19 protein-coding genes are annotated in these 20,205 nt (G+C 45.4%); 3 read left to right on the top strand and 16 right to left on the bottom strand.

Features of this window, described 5'->3' with window-relative positions; genetic code table 11:
• Positions 1 to 38: 38 nt before the first annotated feature.
• Genes BUA56_RS08520 through rsxC form a run of 7 tightly spaced genes read right to left on the bottom strand, consistent with a single transcriptional unit; the run spans position 39 to position 6,034 of the window.
• Positions 39 to 1,034 carry an FAD:protein FMN transferase gene (locus tag BUA56_RS08520; RefSeq protein ID WP_084067792.1) on the bottom strand — a complete coding sequence of 332 codons (996 nt, stop codon included), beginning with the start codon at positions 1,032 to 1,034 and terminating at the stop codon, positions 39 to 41.
• Positions 1,031 to 1,822: an RnfABCDGE type electron transport complex subunit B gene (locus BUA56_RS08515; RefSeq protein WP_072850890.1), complete on the bottom strand. Its 792-nt coding sequence runs from the start codon at positions 1,820 to 1,822 to the stop codon at positions 1,031 to 1,033. Before BUA56_RS08515 ends, BUA56_RS08520 begins: the two co-directional genes overlap by 4 nt.
• A 12-nt stretch (positions 1,823 to 1,834) precedes the next feature.
• On the bottom strand, positions 1,835 to 2,425 hold the full coding sequence (locus tag BUA56_RS08510; RefSeq protein WP_072850888.1) for an electron transport complex protein RnfA: 591 nt from the start codon (positions 2,423 to 2,425) through the stop codon (positions 1,835 to 1,837).
• Between the two features lie 12 nt (positions 2,426 to 2,437).
• Positions 2,438 to 3,136, bottom strand: coding sequence for an electron transport complex subunit RsxE (gene rsxE / locus BUA56_RS08505; protein WP_072850886.1), 699 nt, complete (start codon positions 3,134 to 3,136; stop codon positions 2,438 to 2,440).
• Positions 3,137 to 3,138: 2 nt separating this feature from the next.
• On the bottom strand, positions 3,139 to 3,744 hold the full coding sequence (locus BUA56_RS08500; protein ID WP_072850884.1) for an RnfABCDGE type electron transport complex subunit G: 606 nt from the start codon (positions 3,742 to 3,744) through the stop codon (positions 3,139 to 3,141).
• The gene (locus tag BUA56_RS08495) at positions 3,744 to 4,697 is read right to left on the bottom strand and encodes an RnfABCDGE type electron transport complex subunit D (protein ID WP_072850882.1); all 954 of its coding nucleotides are present in this window, start codon (positions 4,695 to 4,697) and stop codon (positions 3,744 to 3,746) included. The genes BUA56_RS08500 and BUA56_RS08495 overlap by 1 nt, the downstream gene beginning before the upstream one ends.
• A 14-nt stretch (positions 4,698 to 4,711) precedes the next feature.
• A complete protein-coding gene (rsxC, locus tag BUA56_RS08490; RefSeq protein WP_072850880.1) occupies positions 4,712 to 6,034 on the bottom strand; it encodes an electron transport complex subunit RsxC in 1,323 nt (440 codons plus the stop codon).
• A gap of 258 nt (positions 6,035 to 6,292) precedes the next feature.
• On the opposite strand from rsxC, the gene BUA56_RS08485 reads away from it, so the two are divergent.
• Complete coding sequence (locus tag BUA56_RS08485) at positions 6,293 to 7,318, top strand: ribonuclease H-like domain-containing protein (protein ID WP_072850878.1); 1,026 nt, start codon at positions 6,293 to 6,295, stop codon at positions 7,316 to 7,318.
• Positions 7,319 to 7,651: 333 nt separating this feature from the next.
• Here BUA56_RS08485 and rpsA read toward each other — a convergent pair whose 3' ends face one another.
• The 9 genes from rpsA to BUA56_RS08440 all read right to left on the bottom strand — a co-directional run bounded on the left by rpsA (position 7,652) and on the right by BUA56_RS08440 (position 17,663).
• Positions 7,652 to 8,746 carry a 30S ribosomal protein S1 gene (gene rpsA, locus BUA56_RS08480; RefSeq protein ID WP_072850876.1) on the bottom strand — a complete coding sequence of 365 codons (1,095 nt, stop codon included), beginning with the start codon at positions 8,744 to 8,746 and terminating at the stop codon, positions 7,652 to 7,654.
• Entirely contained in the window at positions 8,727 to 9,575 is an 849-nt protein-coding gene (gene ispH / locus BUA56_RS08475; protein WP_072850874.1) for a 4-hydroxy-3-methylbut-2-enyl diphosphate reductase, read from the bottom strand. The genes rpsA and ispH overlap by 20 nt, the downstream gene beginning before the upstream one ends.
• Complete coding sequence (gene cmk / locus BUA56_RS08470; RefSeq protein ID WP_072850872.1) at positions 9,566 to 10,255, bottom strand: (d)CMP kinase; 690 nt, start codon at positions 10,253 to 10,255, stop codon at positions 9,566 to 9,568. Before cmk ends, ispH begins: the two co-directional genes overlap by 10 nt.
• On the bottom strand, positions 10,245 to 11,495 hold the full coding sequence (locus BUA56_RS08465) for a BaiN/RdsA family NAD(P)/FAD-dependent oxidoreductase (RefSeq protein WP_072850869.1): 1,251 nt from the start codon (positions 11,493 to 11,495) through the stop codon (positions 10,245 to 10,247). The genes cmk and BUA56_RS08465 overlap by 11 nt, the downstream gene beginning before the upstream one ends.
• Entirely contained in the window at positions 11,488 to 12,414 is a 927-nt protein-coding gene (locus tag BUA56_RS08460; protein ID WP_072850867.1) for a MurR/RpiR family transcriptional regulator, read from the bottom strand. The genes BUA56_RS08465 and BUA56_RS08460 overlap by 8 nt, the downstream gene beginning before the upstream one ends.
• A gap of 200 nt (positions 12,415 to 12,614) precedes the next feature.
• The gene (locus tag BUA56_RS08455) at positions 12,615 to 13,814 is read right to left on the bottom strand and encodes a metallophosphoesterase (protein WP_072851094.1); all 1,200 of its coding nucleotides are present in this window, start codon (positions 13,812 to 13,814) and stop codon (positions 12,615 to 12,617) included.
• Between the two features lie 110 nt (positions 13,815 to 13,924).
• Positions 13,925 to 15,208, bottom strand: a complete 1,284-nt coding sequence (locus BUA56_RS08450) for a nickel pincer cofactor-dependent isomerase, group 22 (protein WP_072850864.1) — start codon at positions 15,206 to 15,208, stop codon at positions 13,925 to 13,927.
• A gap of 18 nt (positions 15,209 to 15,226) precedes the next feature.
• Entirely contained in the window at positions 15,227 to 16,591 is a 1,365-nt protein-coding gene (locus tag BUA56_RS08445; protein WP_072850862.1) for a GntP family permease, read from the bottom strand.
• A gap of 31 nt (positions 16,592 to 16,622) precedes the next feature.
• Complete coding sequence (locus BUA56_RS08440; RefSeq protein WP_341443408.1) at positions 16,623 to 17,663, bottom strand: zinc-binding alcohol dehydrogenase family protein; 1,041 nt, start codon at positions 17,661 to 17,663, stop codon at positions 16,623 to 16,625.
• A 262-nt stretch (positions 17,664 to 17,925) separates the two neighbouring features.
• Between BUA56_RS08440 and BUA56_RS08435 the strand changes: the two genes are divergently transcribed.
• Complete coding sequence (locus BUA56_RS08435; RefSeq protein WP_072850848.1) at positions 17,926 to 18,582, top strand: GntR family transcriptional regulator; 657 nt, start codon at positions 17,926 to 17,928, stop codon at positions 18,580 to 18,582.
• Between the two features lie 147 nt (positions 18,583 to 18,729).
• Entirely contained in the window at positions 18,730 to 20,202 is a 1,473-nt protein-coding gene (locus BUA56_RS08430) for a tagaturonate reductase (RefSeq protein ID WP_072850846.1), read from the top strand.
• Positions 20,203 to 20,205: the final 3 nt, after the last annotated feature.

Genomic DNA, 20,205 nt, shown 5'->3' with positions numbered 1-20,205 from the left:
GTATACCATAAAAAAGACGTGATTGCAAAAATATCCGTCTATTGTTCTGTCAGATTCATCCCTTCTGTTGTATGAATAGTTCCGTCCTCCAAAACAAAGGCAGCCTCCACGCCCTCCAGGCTTTCTGCCAGTTCCCTCCCCTTCTCGTATCCCAAAAGCAGACAGCTGGTGCTGAGACCGTCTCCCTGTAAAGAGCTGTCAGACAGGATGGTTACCTGGGTAAGGCTGTTCTCCACCGGACAGCCCGTGGCAGGATCCAGCACATGATGGTATCGCTTATTATTTTCCTCAAAGTAACGCTCGTAAATGCCGGAGGAAACCACGGATTGGCCGTCTGCCTCCACAACCGCAAGAAGCTCGTTTCTGTCGGCAAAGGGTTTCTGGATACCTACCTTCCACGGCGAACCGTCACTCTTTCCCCCCAGAGTCAGAACATTTCCTCCCAGATTAATCACCCCTTTTGACACTCCCTGTTCTCTTAGGAACTCCTTCAGCCGATCTGCAATATAACCCTTTGCAAGCGCTCCCAGATCAATCATAGTTTCATCATTTTCAAAGGTAAGAGTGTCTCCCTCCAGAGATATACCGGACATTCCCACCTTACCTAAAGCTTCCTGAATCTCAACCGGAGAAGGAACCCGGGGATTTTCTCCCGTAAAATTCCACAGTTCCTCCAGGGGGGCAACGGTAATATCAAACTTTCCATCTGTCAGTTTATAATATTCCATAGCTGCTGCGATCAGCCTTTGCACATCCTCTGACACTTTTACGCTGCCGGTGCTCCTGTGATTAATCTGATACACCTCGCTGTCCTCTCTGGTCCGGCTGAAAATATTCTCATACTTCTGGCAAAGCGCCAGGCATTGGTCCAGAATCTTCTCCGACTCTTTTTTGGCTTTTCCCGCTATACTGATTTTAATTACTGTATCAAAATAAAAACCCTGCTTGCTCACCAGGGTATCTTGTTCTCTGCAACCAGTCAGGCTGCAGACGAGAACGACTGCAGCCATAACCAGACAACTTATTTTTTTCATTGTATAATTCCTAATCTCGGGCAAGAATCTTTGCACTTACCGCAATTGGTACATTTTTCATAGTCAATATGTGCTATATTGTCCGTAACCGTAATTGCCCCTGCCGGACAATCCTTTTCACACTTTTTGCAGGCAATACAGCCTACCTTACAAGCATTCATAACTGCTTTGCCTTTGTCCTTGGAGCTGCAGGCCACTAAGTATTTCTGCTCATAGGGAACCAGCTCAATGAGGTGCTTCGGACAGGCATCCACACATTTCCCGCAGGCCTTGCACGCTTCCTTATCTACCACAGCAATTCCGTTTACGATATGAATCGCATCAAAAGGACACGCCTTTACACAACTTCCGTAGCCCAGACATCCATATTTGCAGGCTTTTTCTCCGCCTCCCGGGATGAACTGCATCATCGTACAGTCTTCCACTCCTGTATACTGATAACTTTTTGTTGTTTTCTCACAGTCGCCGGCGCATTTCACAAAAGCTACTCTGTGAACGGCTTCCCCTGCATCCTGGCCTAAGATAGCGCCAATCTTGGCAGCAACAGGCGCCCCGCCTACCGGGCAGGCATTCACAGGCGCTTCCCCGGAAGCAATTGCCTTTGCCAAACCGTCACAGCCAGGGAATCCGCAGCCGCCGCAGTTATTTCCAGGCAGTTCTTCTCTGACGGCGATTTCCTTTTCGTCAATCTCCACGGCAAACTTCTTGCCTGCAATTCCCAGGAAGATTCCGATAAAAAGGCCGGTTCCGCCTACTAATACTGCCGCAATAATAATACCTTGTATCATCGTCTCTCCTCCTTATATAATTCCGGAGAATCCGAAGAATGCGATAGCCATAAGTCCGGCAGTCAAAAGCACACTCGGAAATCCCTGGAAAGCTTTTGGAATATCATTGTACTCCATCTTCTCGCGCAGTCCCGCCATTAACACAATGGCAATGGTGAATCCCACAGCAGTGGCAAACCCATTTATGGTTCCCTCCAGCACATTATACTCTTTCTGTACATTGATGATAGCAACACCGAGAACCGCACAGTTTGTAGTAATCAGAGGAAGATAGACTCCCAGACTGTTATACAGGGACGGAACTGATTTTTTCAGGAACATTTCGACGAACTGTACCAGTGCCGCGATTACCAGAATAAATACAATTGTCTGCATATATTCCATGTGAATGGCTTCATTGGCCAGAATATATTTATAAATAATACTGGTAACAAAGGAGGCCAGGGTAATAACAAAAACTACCGCTCCTCCCATACCTGCAGCTGTGTCTATCTTTTTCGATACACCGAAGAACGGACACAGGCCCAGGAACTGACTCAATACAACGTTATTTACTACTGCCGCACCAATTCCGATGATCAATAACTCTTTTAATGCTTCCACGGTACCTACCCCCTATTCTTTCTCTTTGGCAGAAGAAATTCTTCCGCCGCAGGATTTATTGCCGCAGGCCTCACAGCCCTCGATGCAGCTGTGCATACTGTACTCTTTCTTTGGTTTGCCGTCCATCACTTTATTGCGGACAGCTGCCAGCATAGCAAGCACAAAGAAGGCTCCGGGAGCCAGGATAAATATAGTTACCGGCACATAGCTGTCAGGCATAATCTGCAGACCGAAAATCTGGCCGGCCCCTATAAGTTCACGGAACGCCCCCAGGATAGTGATAGAGACAGTAAAGCCCAGTCCCATTCCTATACCGTCAAAGATAGAGGCAACCACACCGTTTTTGGAAGCGTAAGACTCTGCTCTTCCCAGAATAATACAGTTTACTACAATCAGCGGGATATAGATTCCAAGCGCATCATACAGAGATGGTATAAATCCCTGAAGCAAAAACTGTACCATGGTTACAAAGGATGCCACCACCACAATGTAGGCAGGCATTCTCACCTTGTCGGGAATCACATTCCGAAGAAGGGAGATGAACAGGTTTGACATGGTAAGAATCACTGTCGTAGTAAGTCCCATTCCAAGTCCATTCATAGCTGCAGTCGTAACCGCCAAGGTGGGACACATTCCTAACACCAATACAAAGGTTGGGTTTTCTTTAATAATACCGTTATAGAGACGTTCTCCAGGTGAATTTGGTTTCATTCTTAGTTACCCCCTTTCTCATATTGGAAAGCCAGAAGACCGGCATTGACACCTCTGGTTACAGCTTTGCTGGTTATGGTGGCACCGCTCAGCGCATCAATCTCATTGTCAGCCGAAGCCCCTGTTTTTGTAACTTCAAAGGAATCCACCTGTTTATCCTTAAACTGATTTTTGAATTCATCCTTCGTGGCATTCATACCAAGACCGGCTGTCTCACTGATGGTCAAAATGGAAATGCCATTGGTGGTTCCATCCGCTTTCACACCCAGAGAAAAGGTAATATCACCGCCGTATCCCTCTGAGGTTGTAATATTAAAAGCATATCCCAGACTGTTTCCGCCGGCATCTACTGCCTCCATCACTTCATTAATGGTCTGGGCCGCATATCCTTTTTCCGCCAGAAAAGCCTGAAGATCCGCATCCTCTTCCGATATCACAGGTTCAAAGGTATCTGCTTCTTCAAATACAGCTTTATAAGCCTCAATTTTTGCGGTTTCTTCCTGCTGGGCAATGGGCTCAGCGGTAATCTCGTGCACTAATCCAAGCAAAAGCCCTGCCACTAATGTAATCAGAGTAAGAGCTAATGTATCTTTTACAATATTTTTCATTATTTCTTACCTCCCTTTCCAAAAGCTGTAGGACGAGTAAATCTCTCAATGATAGGAATCAGAAGGTTGCTGAATATAATCGCATAGGAAACACCTTCTGCAGAGCCGCCGAAAATACGGAACAGGCCTGTCAGAATACCGAGGATGATACCATATACAATCTGTCCTTTTTTCGTGATAGGTGTTGTCACGTAATCAGTAGCCATAAACCAGGCTCCCAGCATCAATCCGCCGCCGCACAGATGAGCGCCGATAAATTCCAGATCAAATCCATGTCCGCCGAACAGGATAATGAACACCAGAAAAGTAACTATGTAAGTGAGCGGAATCCGAAGGTCAATCACCTTCACCGCCAGAAGGAAGATCGCTCCGATGAGAATCGCAATCACTGAGGTCTCGCCAATGGTTCCCTGGGTGTTTCCCAGAAACATTCTCATTACATCGACACTTTCTCCTGCTTTCACTGCAGCAAGAGGAGTGGCTCCGGATACAGTATCCACCAGTCCCCAGGCACCTTTTTCCACACTGAAATCCGTCATCAGACCGGTAAATGAGATGAGCAGGAAACATCTCCCCGCAAGAGCCGGGTTCATAAAATTCTGTCCCAGTCCCCCAAACAGCTGTTTTACAATAATGATAGCAAATACCCCGCCGATGATCGGCATCCACCAGGGAACGCCGACCGGAAGATTCAGTGCCAAAAGAAGGCCTGTAATCACTGCACTGTAGTCCCTGACCGTTACTGGTTTGTGCATGAAATGTTCGTAGACGCCCTCGGAAAGTACGCAGGTAGCTACGGATATGAGAACCAGAAGCAGTGCTTTTGGCCCAAAGTTAATAATTCCAAAGATCGTTGCCGGCATCAATGCTATGACAACCATCAGCATAATATTACTTGTGTTCACCTTTGACCTAACGTGAGGCGAAGATGATACGTGTAATAATTCATTCATACTTTTCTTTCCTCCTACTTAGGTTTCTTACGGTTCGCAAGCGCAATTTTTCTCATAGACCTGATGGACTGTGTCAGAGGACGTTTTGCCGGACATATGTAACTGCAGCAGCCGCATTCCACACACTCCACTCCGTCATATGCTTCAAACATATCCAGCTGGTTGTGGTTGGCAAAGGTCGCCAGTCTGGACGGCAGAAGTCTCTCCGGACAGGCACTGACGCAGCGTCCGCAGTTTATGCAGGCCGTCTCCGGCTGTTCAGAGACATCATCATTGGTCAGACATAGAATTGCTCCGGATGTCTTCACAGTAGGAACATTCAGGTGAAACAGCGTCATTCCCATCATAGGGCCGCCGGCAATCACCTTTTTGGGAGTTTCTTTTAACCCTCCCGCTTCTTCAATCAGGCACTCCATGGAAGTACCGGTACAAACAGAAAAGTTACAGGGGTTGGCAATTGCATTCCCTGTCACGGTAACAATACGGTGCATAAGCGGCTGTCCAAGCATAACGGATTTATAAATAGCCACGACCGTATCTATGTTGTCAACCACACAGCCTGCGTCGGCCGGAAGCATAGAGGAATTAATCTCTCTGCCGGTGGTTGCATTGATCAAACAGCGCTCCGCGCCCTGAGGATACTTGGTCTGCAGAGGTTTTACCTGAATCCTGGATTCATTTTTTACCATTTCCTCCATCTTTTTGATGCAGTCCGGCTTATTATCCTCAATACATATAAATCCCTGGGCATTGTCAAACAGTTTCAGCATACATTTCAAACCGCCCACTACTTTTTCCGGCTCTTCCAGTATTCTGCGGTAGTCAGATGTAAGATACGGCTCACACTCTGCACCGTTGACAAGAACATATTCTATTTTATCCGGCTCTTTGGGAGATAACTTCACATGTGTGGGGAATCCGGCTCCTCCCATGCCTACGACTCCGCCCTCCTGAATCCGCTTCAGAATCTCTTCCTTTGTGAGAGCTTCCAGTGATTCTGCAGGATGGTATTCAACCGTCTCATACTGGTCGTCGTTTTCAATCACTATGGCATTTACCATAGCACCGCTTGTAGTCAGACGCGGCTCAATGGTTTTCACTGTACCTGAAACCGATGCGTGAATAGGTGCAGACACAAATCCGCCTGCTTCCGCAATTTTCTGGCCTACCAATACCCGTTCTCCTTTTTCCACGACAGGCTTTGCCGGAGCCCCGATGTGCTGTGAAAGCGGATACACCAACTCTCCCTTGGGAAGTACGGCCTGAATTGGCTTTTCTTTTGACAGTTCTTTTCCGTCATAAGGATGAACTCCACCCTTAAAGGTTAAAAGCCCCATTTCTTTCCCTCCTTCAATTAGTAGAATCTTCTTGGCTTTTAAACTGCATATACTCCTAATTTGCTTAATTTGTTGAAAGTGCCTTAGGGGCATCATTACTTTTTATTTGTTTTTAATTTAACAAGGAGAAAGCCAAACTCCTTTCACAATAATACCACTTTTCTATAGAAAATACTATAAAAAATACTATATTTTTTATTCAATTTTTATTCATGTTTCATGCTATAATATGTGCAATCGGAAAGGAGTTTGTATTATATGTTTAAAAAAAATATGATCCTGACAAATTTATCTCATACTTTTCTTACCGGTTTTCCACTGGAAGAAAAATCCCCCGATCAGATTCTGTTCTTTGATATTGAGACCACAGGACTTGGATGGAAGCGTTCCATCGTCTATCTGATAGGCGCGGTTCACTATAAAAACGAACAATGGATCCTGACACAATGGTTCGCCGAGACAGAGGATGAGGAGAAAGAAATCCTCGTGGATTTTTATCTTCTGGCCGACAGAAAATCCTATTTCATCCACTATAACGGAACCAGTTTTGACGTGCCATATCTGAAGCAAAAGTACAATTTTTACCAGCTTTTCCATCCCTTTACTGACAAGAAGCAGCTGGATCTTTATCAAAAATTTATGCCTTTAAAAAAGCTTTTCAAACTGGAAAATATGCGCCAGAAAGACCTGGAGTCACTCCTGTCCTACCCAAGAAAGGATACCTTTTCCGGAAGAGAACTCATTCAAAAATATAAGGAATATCTTAAAAATCCCGCATCAGAAGGGTTGGAGCTTATACTACTCCACAATTTTGATGACCTGATGGGAATGATCGCGCTCAGGTCCCTGTTCTCCTTCTTTCAGCTCTGGAACGGCAGCTGCATCATCCGGAAAGCCAGCGTAATATCCACAGAGACTTACGAAGGGACAGAAGAACCGGAACTGCTGATTACCCTTGATCTGCATGTACCTCTCCCCTTCCCTTTTTCCTTTTCCAAAGCAGGCTATTACCTCACGGGTAAAGACCGGCAGGCACACATAAAATCCCCTGTGAAAGACGGGATGTTAAAATTATATTTTCAGGACTACCAAAATTATTATTATCTGCCTTTGGAAGATACTGCAATACATAAAAGCATTGGAGGCTACGTAGATAAAGAACACCGGATAAAGGCGACCCCCGAGCTGTGTTACCAGAAATTCGAGTGTACAGAAGAATTTCTGGAAGATCCGGAAAAGCTCTTGCGGTATGTGAGAGGGGTGTTGGGGGTGTTGAGGATGTGAAGTTTGGGTTTAATTAGGCTGTGGACGGAGACAGAAGGGAGCACCGGTACGAGGGACACAGGGCGGCCGGAGGAGCAGGGCAGCTCGAGGCTTCGCTCCCCTTAGCTTAGTCCTACCAGCTGCTAAGTTCGTCGGGAGAGCCCTCCTCACTAATCAGCTAGTGGACTGGATCTTCGGCTCGCTCCGCTTAACCTCCCTGCCCTGCTCCTCCGGCCGCCCTGTGTCCCTCGTACCGGTGCTCCCTTCTGTCTCCTGGCAACGATTCACTTCACATTATTGAATAACAGGAGAAAAGAGCCGCCGCCTCTCAGCAACAGCTCTTTCATCTCTCAATTATTCTTCTGTTTCAAATGCATCCTCTGCCGGTGCTTCACCAACTGGTTCTAACACCTTCATACTCAGGCTGATCTTTCTCTCGTCTCCGTTGAAGTCTACCACCTTTGCTGTGATAATCTGTCCTACTGACAGTACATCAGATGGTTTGTCCACGTGTTCCCTGGAAATCTGGGATACGTGAAGGAGTGCGTCCACACCGGGTTCTAATTCTACGAAAGCGCCGAAGTCGGTCATACGTGCGATTCTTCCCTCGATTACATTTCCCACTGCATATTTGTCAGCTGCTGTGAGCCATGGATTCTGATCTTCAAATTTCAGGCTTAAAGCAATTTTATCTCCATTGATGTCTTTGATTAGAACCTTAATCTGATCTCCTACCGTAAAGACTTTTTTAGGATTCTCTACTCTGCCCCAGGACATTTCGGAAATGTGCAGGAGTCCGTCCGCACCGCCCAAATCGATAAATGCACCGAAATCGGTAACGTTTTTGATAGTTCCCTCTACAACATCACCCGGCTGAATTCTTGCAAAAAGTTCTTTCTGCATCTCAGCTTTTTCTGCCATTAACAGCTGTTTTCTGTCACCGATGATACGGCGGCGTCTTGGGTTAAATTCACTGATTACAAATTCGATTTCCTGATCTGCATATTTAGATAAATCTTTTTCATAAGTATCGGATACCAGACTTGCCGGGATAAAGATTCTTGCCTCATCAATGACAACGCTTAAGCCGCCGTCCAATACCTGTGTCACTTTAGCTTTTAAGATTTCTTTATTCTCGAATGCTTCTTCTAATCTCTTGTTGCCTTTTTCTGCTGCCAGTCTCTTATAGGTAAGCAGCACCTGGCCCTCACCGTCATTGACCTTTAATACCTTAGCTTCCATTGTGTCACCGACATGTACAAGAGTTGTCAAGTCCACATTCGGCTCATTTGTATATTCACTTCTGGAAATGATTCCATCTGCTTTATAGCCGATGTTCAGGATAATTTCATCTTCTTTTACGTCGATGACCGTACCCTCTACCACCTCTCCATTTCTGATGGTCTTAAATGATTCGTCTAACATTTGTTCAAAGCTCAGTTCTGACATGTTCTTGAACCTCCTCAATAATATTATTTGGGGTGGATGCCCCTGCTGTAATACCTACGCAACCAATGGATCGAAAACAATCAGAATCCAAGTCAACAAGTGTCTGTATATAGTAAGTATTTTTACATTCCTCTTTACATATCTGGTATAGCTTCTGGGTGTTGGAACTATGCTTTCCACCAATAACAATCATAGCATCCACATCTTTTGCGATCTGTCTTGCTTCCGTTTGTCGCTCCTTTGTTGCCTGGCAGATCGTATTAAAAACAAGTCTATCATACCTCTTTTTGCTAAAAATTTCAACTAGATCTTGAAAATTATTGTAATTAAATGTCGTCTGTGCCACGATACACAGCTTTTCTACAGGCTTTTTCAGGAATTCCAGGGCCTCTTCTTTCGTCTGGATCACTGTCACCGGGCCGTTGCACCAGCCCTTGATCCCTTCCACCTCCGGATGGCTGTCATTGCCAAAAATTAATATATGCCGGCCCTTTCGGCTTTCCTCATCCACGATTCTGTGTATCTTTTTAACAAAGGGACAGGTGGCGTCAATATAGGAAATCCCTTTTTCCTCCATTTTCTCACACACAGCACGGGGGACACCATGAGAGCGGATCAGTACAGTGCCCTCCCGGATTTGATACAGATCTGCCTCTGTTTCCAGGATCCTTACCCCTCTGCCTGCAAGCTCCTCCACTACCTCTTCATTGTGAATAATAGGACCGTAGGTATAGACTTTGCCATCCTTTTCAGACTCTTTATACGCGGTTTCCACCGCCCTTTTGACTCCAAAACAAAACCCTGCGGACTTCGCTACTTTTACTTCCATACTTCCTCATTTCTCTGTTTTTTTTCTTCATATATTTCAAGAATTGCGTGTATTACTTCAGGAATATCCATATCTGAGGTATCCACCAAAACAGCATCCTCAGCCTGTCTCAGGGGAGATATTTCACGGGTCATATCCCGGTGATCCCTCTCATTAATGTCCGCCTCAATTGCATGGATATCGCAGGCAATTCCCCTCTCTGTCAATTCCTTATATCTGCGCACAGCCCTGGTGTGAGCGCTTGCAGTGAGAAAAATTTTGACATTGGCATCCGGAAGCACCTGGGTTCCGATATCCCTGCCGTCCATGACTACATTTGTACTTCTGGCCATCTGCCGCTGCAGCTCCACCAGTTTCCTGCGGATAGCCGGACTGGCCGAGCTTACAGAGGCCATATTCCCTACCTCTTCGCTTCTGAGCCTTGCGGTCACATTCTCATGATTCAAAATCACCTGCTGTTCGCCGTTTTCATACTGTATGGTAATATCCGCCGTACGGCAGGCCTTTTCCATCCCCTGGGCATCCTCCGGAGGAATGCCCTGCTGCAGGAGATAGTAAGCCATTGCCCGGTACATAGCTCCTGTGTCCACATAAACGAAGGACAATTGTCGGGCAATTTCCTTTGCAATGGTACTTTTCCCGGCCCCCGCCGGACCATCAATTGCGATGTTATCTCTCATCCTGCTCTCCTCCTTCTATTGCCTGAGCCGCCGCGTAAGCGGTAGACCAGGCGATCTGCAGATTAAATCCACCTGTAACTGCATCCAGATCCAGCACTTCTCCTATAAAAAAGAGCCGCTTTATTAGTTTTGACTCCATAGTCGATGGATTTACCTCCGAAACCTTAATCCCGCCCTTTGTAATAATAGCTTCATTAAAATCTCTGGTCCCGGTTATAGTAAACGGAAAGGCTTTCAGCAATTCCAGTAGCCCCGCCCTCTCTTCCCTGGAGATTTGATGTATCTTTTTTTCCGGGGGGATTTTACTCAGCTCAATGATCACAGGAAGAAACTTCGCCGGTAAAAGACCGTGAATTACATTTTTAAACTGTTTGTTCTTCCCCTCTTCAAAATCTCTCAGAATCCTGTCATCCAGCTGTTCTCTGGACAGAGCCGGCTTCAGATCCACATATCCCTGGAGCGGCTTTTTTTCCAGCTTTCTGCTCAGACTGGCACTGGCGGTAAGCACCAGGGGACCTGTGACACCGAAGTGTGTAAACATCATCTCTCCGAATTCCTCGTACAAGGTCTTCTTCCCATCTTTAATGGTAAGAGTGACATTTTTCAGGGAAAGCCCCTGAAGAAGAGGGATATAGGCTTCTTTCGTCTCCATAGGGACCAGCGAGGGAACCAGCTCCGTTACCTTATGCCCAGCCCGTTTCGCAAATTCATATCCGTCTCCCGTAGAGCCTGTAACCTGATAGGAAAGCCCTCCCGTAGCGACTATCACACAGTCACCAGAGATTACCTGCCCGTTTTTAAGCAGAATCCCTCTGGCCTGTCCCTCTTCTGTCACAAGATCCATCACCTGCGTTCCCAGATGTATCTTAACCCCCTCCATCTTCATTCTGCGCTCCATGGCACCGATAATTTCTGACGAATGATCGGAAACCGGAAAGACGCGGTTTCCCCGCTCCACCTTGGTTTTCACCCCGATAGATTCAAAAAAGTCAATGGTATCCCAATTGGTATACCCATAGAATGCGCTGTACAGAAACTTGGGGTTGCTCATCACTGCGTTCAAGAGGTCACTGACATCACAGGCATTTGTCAGATTGCACCTGCCCTTTCCTGTGATATAAAGCTTTTTGCCCAGCTTCTCATTTTTTTCAAACACATGTACCTCGTGGCCATTTTTAGCGGCAAATACAGAAGCAAACATACCTGCTGCCCCGCCGCCTACAATTAATACTTTAGACATTATTCTCTCCCATATTAGGATTCTTTATTTCAATATTGTTATCTGCCAGATTAATTTCATCATTATTATATACCTGAAATTCATCCCAGATTTCCTCCAGAGATTCCAGCGTGGACACTACTTCTTTCTGCTTTTTCATACAAAGTGCCACAACAAGAGCATTCACTACACTCAGAGGCGCCACCAGAGAGTCCACAATGGATGCCATATCACTTCTCGCTATAAGATTACAGGAGGAATACAGGTTCATAGGTGAGTGGATACTGTCTGTGAGCGTAATCACTTTGGCACTGCGCTTGTTGGCGAACTCCATTGCCTTCAGTGTCCGCATAGAATATCTTGGAAAACTGATTCCAATGATAACATCCTTTTCATCGATTCGGATCATCTGTTCAAACAGTTCACTGGCACTGTTTGTCTGTAGAAGATGCACATTGTCGAAAATCAGGTTTAGATAAAAGCTTAGAAAGCTTGCCAGCGGTGCACAGCTTCTGATTCCTACTATATAAATCCTTTTCGCTTTCAAAATGGTATCTACCGCTATCTCAAAGGCTTCCTGGTCCATATGCTCCAGGGTCAGCTTAATCTTATCAATATCTGACTGCAGCACCGTTTCCAATATCTCTGACTGAGGGACCTTTCCGTAAGTGACTTCCATTCTCTGGATAGAGTTCAATTTGTTTCTCACAAGCTCCTCCAGTGCTTTCTGAAACTCGGGATACCCCTTGTAACCCAGATAGATTGCGAAACGCACAACGGTGGACTCACTTACTCCCACGACTTCCCCCAGCTTTGCTGCTGTAAGAAACACCGCCTTATCATAGTTGTCATTGATATAAGTTGCCAGTTTTTTCTGTCCCTTGCTGAAAGACGGGAACAGGCTGTTCATTCTGCTTAATAAATTCTCTGTCTTTCCCATTTCATACCTCGATCCTTTTTCGCTCCCTCAGGAGTCACTGCCGGCATTATATCATGCCTTCGGCATGATCGCCATTCGCCGCTCTCCAAAAGTGAGCCAAGCTCCCTATGGCTCGCTAACGCTCATTATATCACAAAAGCGGCTGAATTTAAATCTGCCACTTTGGATTTTGTTTAAAATCCCCTGTATTGCCCTGGGTTCTAAGGATTTTCTGTAAAATGCACAAGAATTTCGGCTATTTCACTATTTGTTCCCACACGCATAGCCGGCCCCCATACCCCCACGCCTGAGGAAACAATAGATGTCATATCCCCCCACTGCAGCAGGCCGCAGGGATTCTTCCATCCCAGCTTTACCGTAAGATTTCCGGGAAACATCTGCCCGTCATGAGTATGCCCGGACAAATCCAGATCTGTCCCTGCTTCTGCCAGTTCCTCCAGCTGAGAAGGCTGATGATCCATCACTATAACTGGGATATCCTTATTCAGATTTCCCAGCAGTTCCCCCGGAGATTCTCTGCTCTCCCTCATCTTTTTCACCATGGAAGGATCTTTTCTGCCCGCCAGATAGAAGGCATCGTCCACCAGCAGCACCTCATCAGAGAGCAGGGTAATATCCGCTGACTCCAGGAATTCTTTCATTCTGGGATCTCCCTTTCTGACTTCTCCGGATGGAAAAGAAAATCCTGCCAGCAGCTTTTCATTTAGATCGTGATTTCCCCAGCATGCATATACTCCATAAGTGCTTTTGATCTGTCTTAAAACAGACGCGATCCTCTCCGGATGCGAAATGGCATTGTAGTCATTATCGAATATATCCCCTGTCAGACAGACAAGGTCTGCATCGCAGGCATTGATTGCCTCCACCATCCTTCTCATCTGATCTTCTCCTACGCTGTACCCAAGATGCAGATCCCCGGCCGCTATAACACGGAGAGTCTCCCGTCCCCGGCATTCTTTTTGTATATCCACTTCATATTTGGCTGTGTATACATGCTTTGCGTGAAATATACCGTATAGGCTCAGCAATGTGATAAGAAAAACACAGATCCCGCCTGCCGCTGCAAAAGTTTTTCTGTACTCCAGGAAATCTTGAGGGATCCTTTTTATCTTTTTCATCAAAATACGCGCAAGACCAGCCGCAAGAAGCACCAGCAGGGTATAGAGAAAAATCCCCAGCCAGTAATTATTCAACAGCTTTAAAAATCTGTGAAGCGCCCCCTTATAGACTACAAAGGAAGTGAGAGGCGTCAGGGCCATAAACAGATATACGCCCACAAAGCCCCTGGAAAACCATTTCGACCGGAAATACTTATGGCATGCGCCCATCCATCTCATGGCGAGACGCAATACATACCAATTTATAAGAAGATACGGCGGGGCAAGTAAAAATGCCAGCAAAACCATCACTCCCCTTTCTTTTTTATGATTGTAACATAAAAACAGAAAAAAAGGCATCTGTATGAACTGTGTTCTTTACAGATACCTTCTATATTATATATAGTTATTATTTACCATAGATTTCCATCCGGGCCGAAGGGTAGATACTCCGGTTCACTCTCGATTACCAGATCCGGATTTTTCTTAGCCTCCTCATAATAAGCCTCTGAGAGCATAATATGTTCAATATGTAAGCTGTTAGGGATCCTGACGATTCTGGCATGTTTTTTATCAATCTCATTGCAGGTACGCACGCACACCTGAATAGCTTCCCTGTCGCTCTCCATAATAATAGGGATTCTCACACCCCCCAGCACTGTGCAGGTAATTGCATTGGGATACATAGAAGCCAGATCCAGCTTCTCAAAAACTCTCTTGGTCGTCGCGCTGGAATATCCCAGTCCGATGCCGTTCCCGTGGGTCTCAGGACTCAGATCCAGCACACATACTCTCTGAGCTTTGATTCCGCCCGTCGCATAGGGAGTGCAGAAGGTTCCTGTAATATTGGGGTCCATACCGTCTCCGCTAAAATTCTTGCCGATCTGATCCACTACCAAAACATCACATTCATCCACCAGTATTCTTGGCATATTGGCAAATGCCTCCTGAAGCAGCGGCGGCTCTTTTTCCGCTATCTCCTCCGCACTGACTGCCACAATTTTACAAGTCTCGTCAAAGGCATTTTCAATGGTGGGGACTGCAAACAGAATCGGTGCGTTTTTAATGATTGCTTTTCCGAACATAGGAACATATTTGGCCATATTTTTAAATCCCGCCTCGTGGCAGACCTCCGCTCCATGCTGTTTTCCCAGTCCGATGGCCATCATCTTCATAATACCGCTTTCATAAGGACCCCGAAACGCGGTATGGGGTTTGATCCTGCATCCAAGGATAATCCCGTCCGCCTCTGCTGCATATTTATCAATAAATACATCCATTCCCTCTTCATTGACGCCAATCTTTTTCACTTCCATAGACGAAAGAATAGGACACCCCATAGCTTCCTCTGTGATACCATAGCTTTCCAGCACAGCCTTTTGTCCCTCAGCGGTGGCACCTCCGTGGCTGCCCATGGCTGGCACGATAAAGGGCAGGGCACCTCTGTATTTCACAAAATCGGCAATACATTTTGTGGTCAGAGCCACATTGGCAATTCCCCTGGAACCCGCTGTAATAGCAATCCGCATCCCAGGCTGCACTTTATCTGCAAATTTTTCCTGGGAAAGAAGCTGCCGGATAATGCCTGGAATCTCTTCTGGATCAATCCTTGGCCTCGGAAAAATCTGTTTTACCTTAAACATTTTCGGCAAAGCTATATCGCTCACCAAATCTGCCACTAACTGTCTGTCCCGCATACTGTCCAACTCTCCTTACTAAAAAATTATTACATATCCTAAGGTTACAAGTAACAGAAGGATTAAGAATGTTACGGATTCTATCATTTCCGACAGTGTATATGTCTTAATTCCGCCCTTTACTGAGACGCCGCTCATATTCGTAACAATCCAGAAACCGCTGTCATTTACCGTTGCCCCGAACAGAGTACCTGCCAGACAAGCCATAGCGATCATGACCGGCGGCAGTGCCACAGAAGAGGCTACACTCGACATAATTGTCATACTGGTCAGTGCTGACACAGTGCCGGAGCCCGTTACCTGTTTAATCAGAAGGCCAACAAAGTATGCAAGTATAATCACAACAAACACATTGCTTGTAAAACCGCTTACAATATCAGAGATTGCGTCACTCACACCGGTAATTGTTATTATGTTGGAAAAAGCTCCGCCTGCGCCGGTTATCAGGAAGACAATACCCGCTGAAGAGAGGGAATCTGTTGCCGTTTTCTCTGCTTTTTCTTTTCCCATACATTTTACCCCAATAAGGTATGCCACTATGGCTCCTGCAAGAAGAGCAGTGGTCTTGTCTCCCAGAAAGACAAAAATGGACGGCTGAGCATCCCCCATGGCACTTCCGGTCACAGTATTCAGAAGGATTAAAATGATAGGTACGAAAATAGGAAGCAGAGACAGGCCAAAGGAGGGAGGATTAACTGCAGCATCTTCTTTTGCATCTATCTGCACACCCTCTGCAGACTCATCCAGAGCCGGATTCCAGAATGACGTCCTCTTGTCCAAAAACTTTGTATAGATAAATATCACTAAAAACACACCGATCAAACCAAATACGGTACCAAAACCAATCATAATTCCTGTGTCAAAGCCAAAGATCTCACCTGCGGCCAGAGGGGCAGGTGTAGGTGGCACCATGGTGTGGGCGGCTGCAGCTCCGATGGTGATGGCACCTACAATGTGGGCAATTGACTTGTTAATTTCCTTCATCAGGGCAACGCCGATGGGAATTAGAATCACGAAGGTTACATCAAAATAAACAGGAATTGCCAGAATAAAGGCTGCAAGTCCAATGGCATAAATAGCCTTTGTTTTCGGAAATGCCTTTACAATCTTGTGGGCAATGATTTTGGCTCCCCCGGACGCACTTACTAGTTCTCCAAGGATAATACCAAATCCAATAGGAAGACCCATACCTTTTAACATGTTACCAAATCCTGTATTAATTCCCTCAATGGTATCTACCATAGGGATACCGGATAACAGTCCCATAAGAATACTCCCCAGCACCAGTGAAATAGCGGCATTGAGTTTAACCTTCAGGATTAACACCAGGATTACCACCATTGAGATAATCAGGGAACAAAATAACCAAGCTGAATGTGACATAAATTTCTCCTCCAATATATCTTCTTTTTATTTAAAATTCAACTAAAACCTTCAATTTGCTGCCGGCATGTTTATCAAATTCTTCAAATGCTCTCCCGGCATCTTCGAATCTGTAGGTATCCGTCACTATCTTTTCCAAATTTACCTTACCGCTTTTTACAATATCGATCAGCTCTTCAAAATCCTTTTTCAGTGCATTTCTGGAACCAAAAATATTCAGTTCTTTCTTCTGAATTACAGTAAAATCAAAATCAAGATTCTGTTTGCCAACCCCGATGAGAACTACTTTACCCCCAAAAGCCGCTGCATCAATGCACGCCTGGAAGGTTGACGGAAGCCCTACTGCCTCTATTGCCACATCAAAGCCATTGCCTTCTGTCACCTCTCGGATTTTATTCTTAAAACTGTCGGGGCCGTCATTGAGAATCGTGCCGTCTAAATGAAACTCCTCCATGGCGTATCTCAGCTTTTCCTCAGCCACATCGGCAATATAAACCTCTGCTCCCTTTATCTTGGCAGCCACAGCAGCCAGAACGCCGATGGTTCCTGCACCGATAACCAGTACCTTGTCGTGACTCTGCACATGAGCCCTTGAAACTCCATGATAACTGATACAGAAGGGTTCGATCAACGCTAAAGTTTTGGCAGACAGCCCTTTGCCGTCATAAATTCGCTCCACAGGCATCGTTATGTACTGGGCAAACGCCCCTTCCCTCTGCACACCCATAGTCTGATTAGTAGTACAGCAATTTACAAGCCCCCGTTGGCAGGAATAACAGGTTTCGCAGTTAAAATAGGGATTGCAGGTAACTACCATGCCAGGTTTTAGTCCCTTGTCGTTCGGTCCAATCTCTACAATCTCCGCAGAAAATTCATGGCCCGGAGTTCTTGGATAAGATACGTACGCAAATGTTCCTCTGTAGGAACCCAGATCGCTTCCGCAGATTCCGCCGTATAAAAGTTTCAGCAGCGCCTCCCCTGGCTTTATTTCCGGCACAGGTCTCTCCACAACCGCCACATCATAGGGTTCATTAATTACAATAGCTTTCATCCTTCTAATTCCTTTCTCCATACAACGCCGCGTGTTGAATCTAACGTTGTATTTGTTGTTGTATACAACATATCACAGGCCTGTCATATTTGTCAACCGCTCTCCGACAGTTTTTTTCTCATTCCTGCTATTATGTATATATCTAACGAATATAAGCGCTCCAATTTGTATGATTTTACCTAATTTAGTAGTTTGAACTGCTGATTGACTATTATTTTCTGGAATGATATGATTATTTTATCAATATTTTACGCCATACAACAGAAAGGAACTGCCGATATTTATGCCAAAACAAAGTCTGAAACAACTTGCCTATAACTCTATAAAAGAGAAAATATTAAACTGCGAATACATGCCAAATTCATTTTTAAACGAGGATCTCCTGTGTGAAGAATTCGGCGTAAGCCGCACCCCTATCCGGGATGCTCTAAGCCGTTTGGAGCAGGAATACCTGATTACAATTGTTCCAAAAAAGGGATTTTTCGTTGCCCCATTGTCAGCAAATGAAATCAATATGGTATTTGAGGGCCGTCTGCTCATTGAGCCCTATGTCCTGTTAAATTATTGTAAAGATTTCCCGGCAGATAAATTAGATCGTCTTTACGCCACTCTGGAGGAAACGCAAAAAGGAATTGTCTCAAAAAGAAAAGATATCTATGATTTGGACAATGAGTTTCACGAAACAATTATGTCCCAGTGCATAAACCGATATCTGGTACAGACCTACTATAATATACACAACCAAAACTGCAGGCTGCGAATTATCAGCGGGCGGGCAAATGACAAGAGACTTTTGGATACCGTGGAAGAACACTTTCAGATTTTGGAGGGACTCCGCAATAAAAATTATGAAAATGCTGCCCAGGCCATGACTGTTCATCTTACAAATTCCCGCGCATCTGCTTTCCAAGCTTTTTTGGAAGGCAACAGCTATCTCTAAATCACATCAATCTGCACAAAAAGAACATCCGATTTTATCATATTTTTACAAATCAGATGTTTTTTTATTTTTGTTGTATACAACATAGGATACATCTGTTATAATACAGCTAAAATTAATAAAGAATAGAATCCGGAGGATAAAAAAATGGAATTCATTAACAAAACAGTAAAAAAAGTATATGGAAACTACCCGGAAAGAATCCTGCAGTTCGGGGAAGGTAATTTTCTGAGGGCCTTTGTGGACTGGATGATTGACAAAGCAAACCGTGACGGTATATATGAAGGCAGCATCGTTCTCTGTCAGCCTATCGACCGGGGAATGGCGGATATGATTAATGCGCAGGAAGGTGTTTACTCTCTGGCCATGCGGGGAATCGAAAATGGTAAGCCTTTGGAGAGAATTGAACAAATCACTTCTGTCTCCCGCTGCCTGAATCCCTATAAAGACTATGAGGCGCTTATGGCACTTGCACGAAGTGCTGACCTGGAAGTCATCGTTTCAAATACTACAGAGGCCGGGATTGCCTACAAGGCCGGAGATAAGCTCACAGATACCCCTCCTTCCTCTTTTCCCGCCAAGATCACAGCCTTTCTCTATGAAAGATACAAAGCATTCGGAGGAGACCAGGAGAGAGGACTTCTCTTTCTTCCTGTGGAGTTGATTGACAACAACGGGGACGAATTAAAGCGCATCGTCCTGCAGTATGCCGCAGAGTGGGAGCTGGAGGAAGATTTCATCAGCTGGGTCTGCACAGCCAATGAATTCACAAATACACTGGTAGACCGCATTGTCACTGGTTATCCCAGAGACCAAATCGAATATTTTGAAGACAAGCTGGGGTGGAAAGACAATATTATAGTTACCAGTGAACTTTTTCATCTGTGGGTGATTCAGGGTGATGAGGCATGGGCCGAAAAACTTCCTATCCATAAAACAGATGCAAACGTCATATGGACCAGAGATGTGACTCCATATAAGAAAAGAAAAGTACGCATTCTGAACGGCGGTCATACCTCCACCGTTCTGGCCGCATACCTGGCAGGCTATACTATTGTCCTGGATTTTATGAAGGATGATGTATTCCGCTCCTTCCTTCAGAAAGTGATTTATGAAGAAGTAATACCTACTCTGGATCTGCCCCGGGAAGAGCTGGAAACCTTTGCAGCCGCCGTATCAGACCGTTTCTCCAATCCTTATATTAAACACAAGCTGCTGGATATTTCTCTGAATTCCTGCTCTAAATTCAACGCCAGGTGTCTGCCCTCACTCCTTGGATATGTGGAAACCAAAGGACAGGTCCCGGACTGTCTCAGCTTTTCACTGGCAGCTTTTCTTAAGTTTTATCAGGGGCAGATGAGGGAAGAAGGCTGCTTCGGGGTCCGCGAGGACGGCACTGAATATCAGATCAAGGATGACAAAGAAGTGCTGGATTTCTTCCATAACATCTGGTCCTCCAATGACACATCTCTGGTTGCCCGCCAAGCCCTCTCTCACACCTCTTTCTGGAGCGGCAGAGATTTGACCAAAGTGGAAGGCCTGGAGGAAAAAATTGCCGGGTATCTGGCGGAGATGGAACACAAAAATATTCGCTCAATTATAGCAAATTTGATAAAATAATAC

The sequence above is a fragment of the Lactonifactor longoviformis DSM 17459 genome, assembly GCF_900129135.1.
In the GTDB taxonomy this organism is placed as follows: domain Bacteria; phylum Bacillota; class Clostridia; order Lachnospirales; family Lachnospiraceae; genus Lactonifactor; species Lactonifactor longoviformis.
This window is presented reverse-complemented; position numbering and strand designations above follow the sequence as displayed.

Excerpts from the sequence above, each read along its gene's own strand:
- BUA56_RS08440 (WP_341443408.1), bottom strand. The coding sequence starts at position 17,663 with ATGGAGAAAGGAATTAGAAGGATGAAAGCTATTGTAATTAATGAACCC.
- BUA56_RS08515 (WP_072850890.1), bottom strand. The coding sequence starts at position 1,822 with ATGATACAAGGTATTATTATTGCGGCAGTATTAGTAGGCGGAACCGGC.
- BUA56_RS08430 (WP_072850846.1), top strand. The coding sequence starts at position 18,730 with ATGGAATTCATTAACAAAACAGTAAAAAAAGTATATGGAAACTACCCG.
- BUA56_RS08460 (WP_072850867.1), bottom strand. The coding sequence starts at position 12,414 with ATGGGAAAGACAGAGAATTTATTAAGCAGAATGAACAGCCTGTTCCCG.
- rpsA (WP_072850876.1), bottom strand. The coding sequence starts at position 8,746 with ATGTCAGAACTGAGCTTTGAACAAATGTTAGACGAATCATTTAAGACC.
- BUA56_RS08445 (WP_072850862.1), bottom strand. The coding sequence starts at position 16,591 with ATGTCACATTCAGCTTGGTTATTTTGTTCCCTGATTATCTCAATGGTG.
- rsxC (WP_072850880.1), bottom strand. The coding sequence starts at position 6,034 with ATGGGGCTTTTAACCTTTAAGGGTGGAGTTCATCCTTATGACGGAAAA.
- BUA56_RS08520 (WP_084067792.1), bottom strand. The coding sequence starts at position 1,034 with ATGAAAAAAATAAGTTGTCTGGTTATGGCTGCAGTCGTTCTCGTCTGC.
- BUA56_RS08465 (WP_072850869.1), bottom strand. The coding sequence starts at position 11,495 with ATGTCTAAAGTATTAATTGTAGGCGGCGGGGCAGCAGGTATGTTTGCT.
- BUA56_RS08485 (WP_072850878.1), top strand. The coding sequence starts at position 6,293 with ATGTTTAAAAAAAATATGATCCTGACAAATTTATCTCATACTTTTCTT.
- BUA56_RS08495 (WP_072850882.1), bottom strand. The coding sequence starts at position 4,697 with ATGAATGAATTATTACACGTATCATCTTCGCCTCACGTTAGGTCAAAG.
- BUA56_RS08500 (WP_072850884.1), bottom strand. The coding sequence starts at position 3,744 with ATGAAAAATATTGTAAAAGATACATTAGCTCTTACTCTGATTACATTA.
- BUA56_RS08450 (WP_072850864.1), bottom strand. The coding sequence starts at position 15,208 with ATGCGGGACAGACAGTTAGTGGCAGATTTGGTGAGCGATATAGCTTTG.
- cmk (WP_072850872.1), bottom strand. The coding sequence starts at position 10,255 with ATGAGAGATAACATCGCAATTGATGGTCCGGCGGGGGCCGGGAAAAGT.
- BUA56_RS08435 (WP_072850848.1), top strand. The coding sequence starts at position 17,926 with ATGCCAAAACAAAGTCTGAAACAACTTGCCTATAACTCTATAAAAGAG.
- rsxE (WP_072850886.1), bottom strand. The coding sequence starts at position 3,136 with ATGAAACCAAATTCACCTGGAGAACGTCTCTATAACGGTATTATTAAA.
- ispH (WP_072850874.1), bottom strand. The coding sequence starts at position 9,575 with ATGGAAGTAAAAGTAGCGAAGTCCGCAGGGTTTTGTTTTGGAGTCAAA.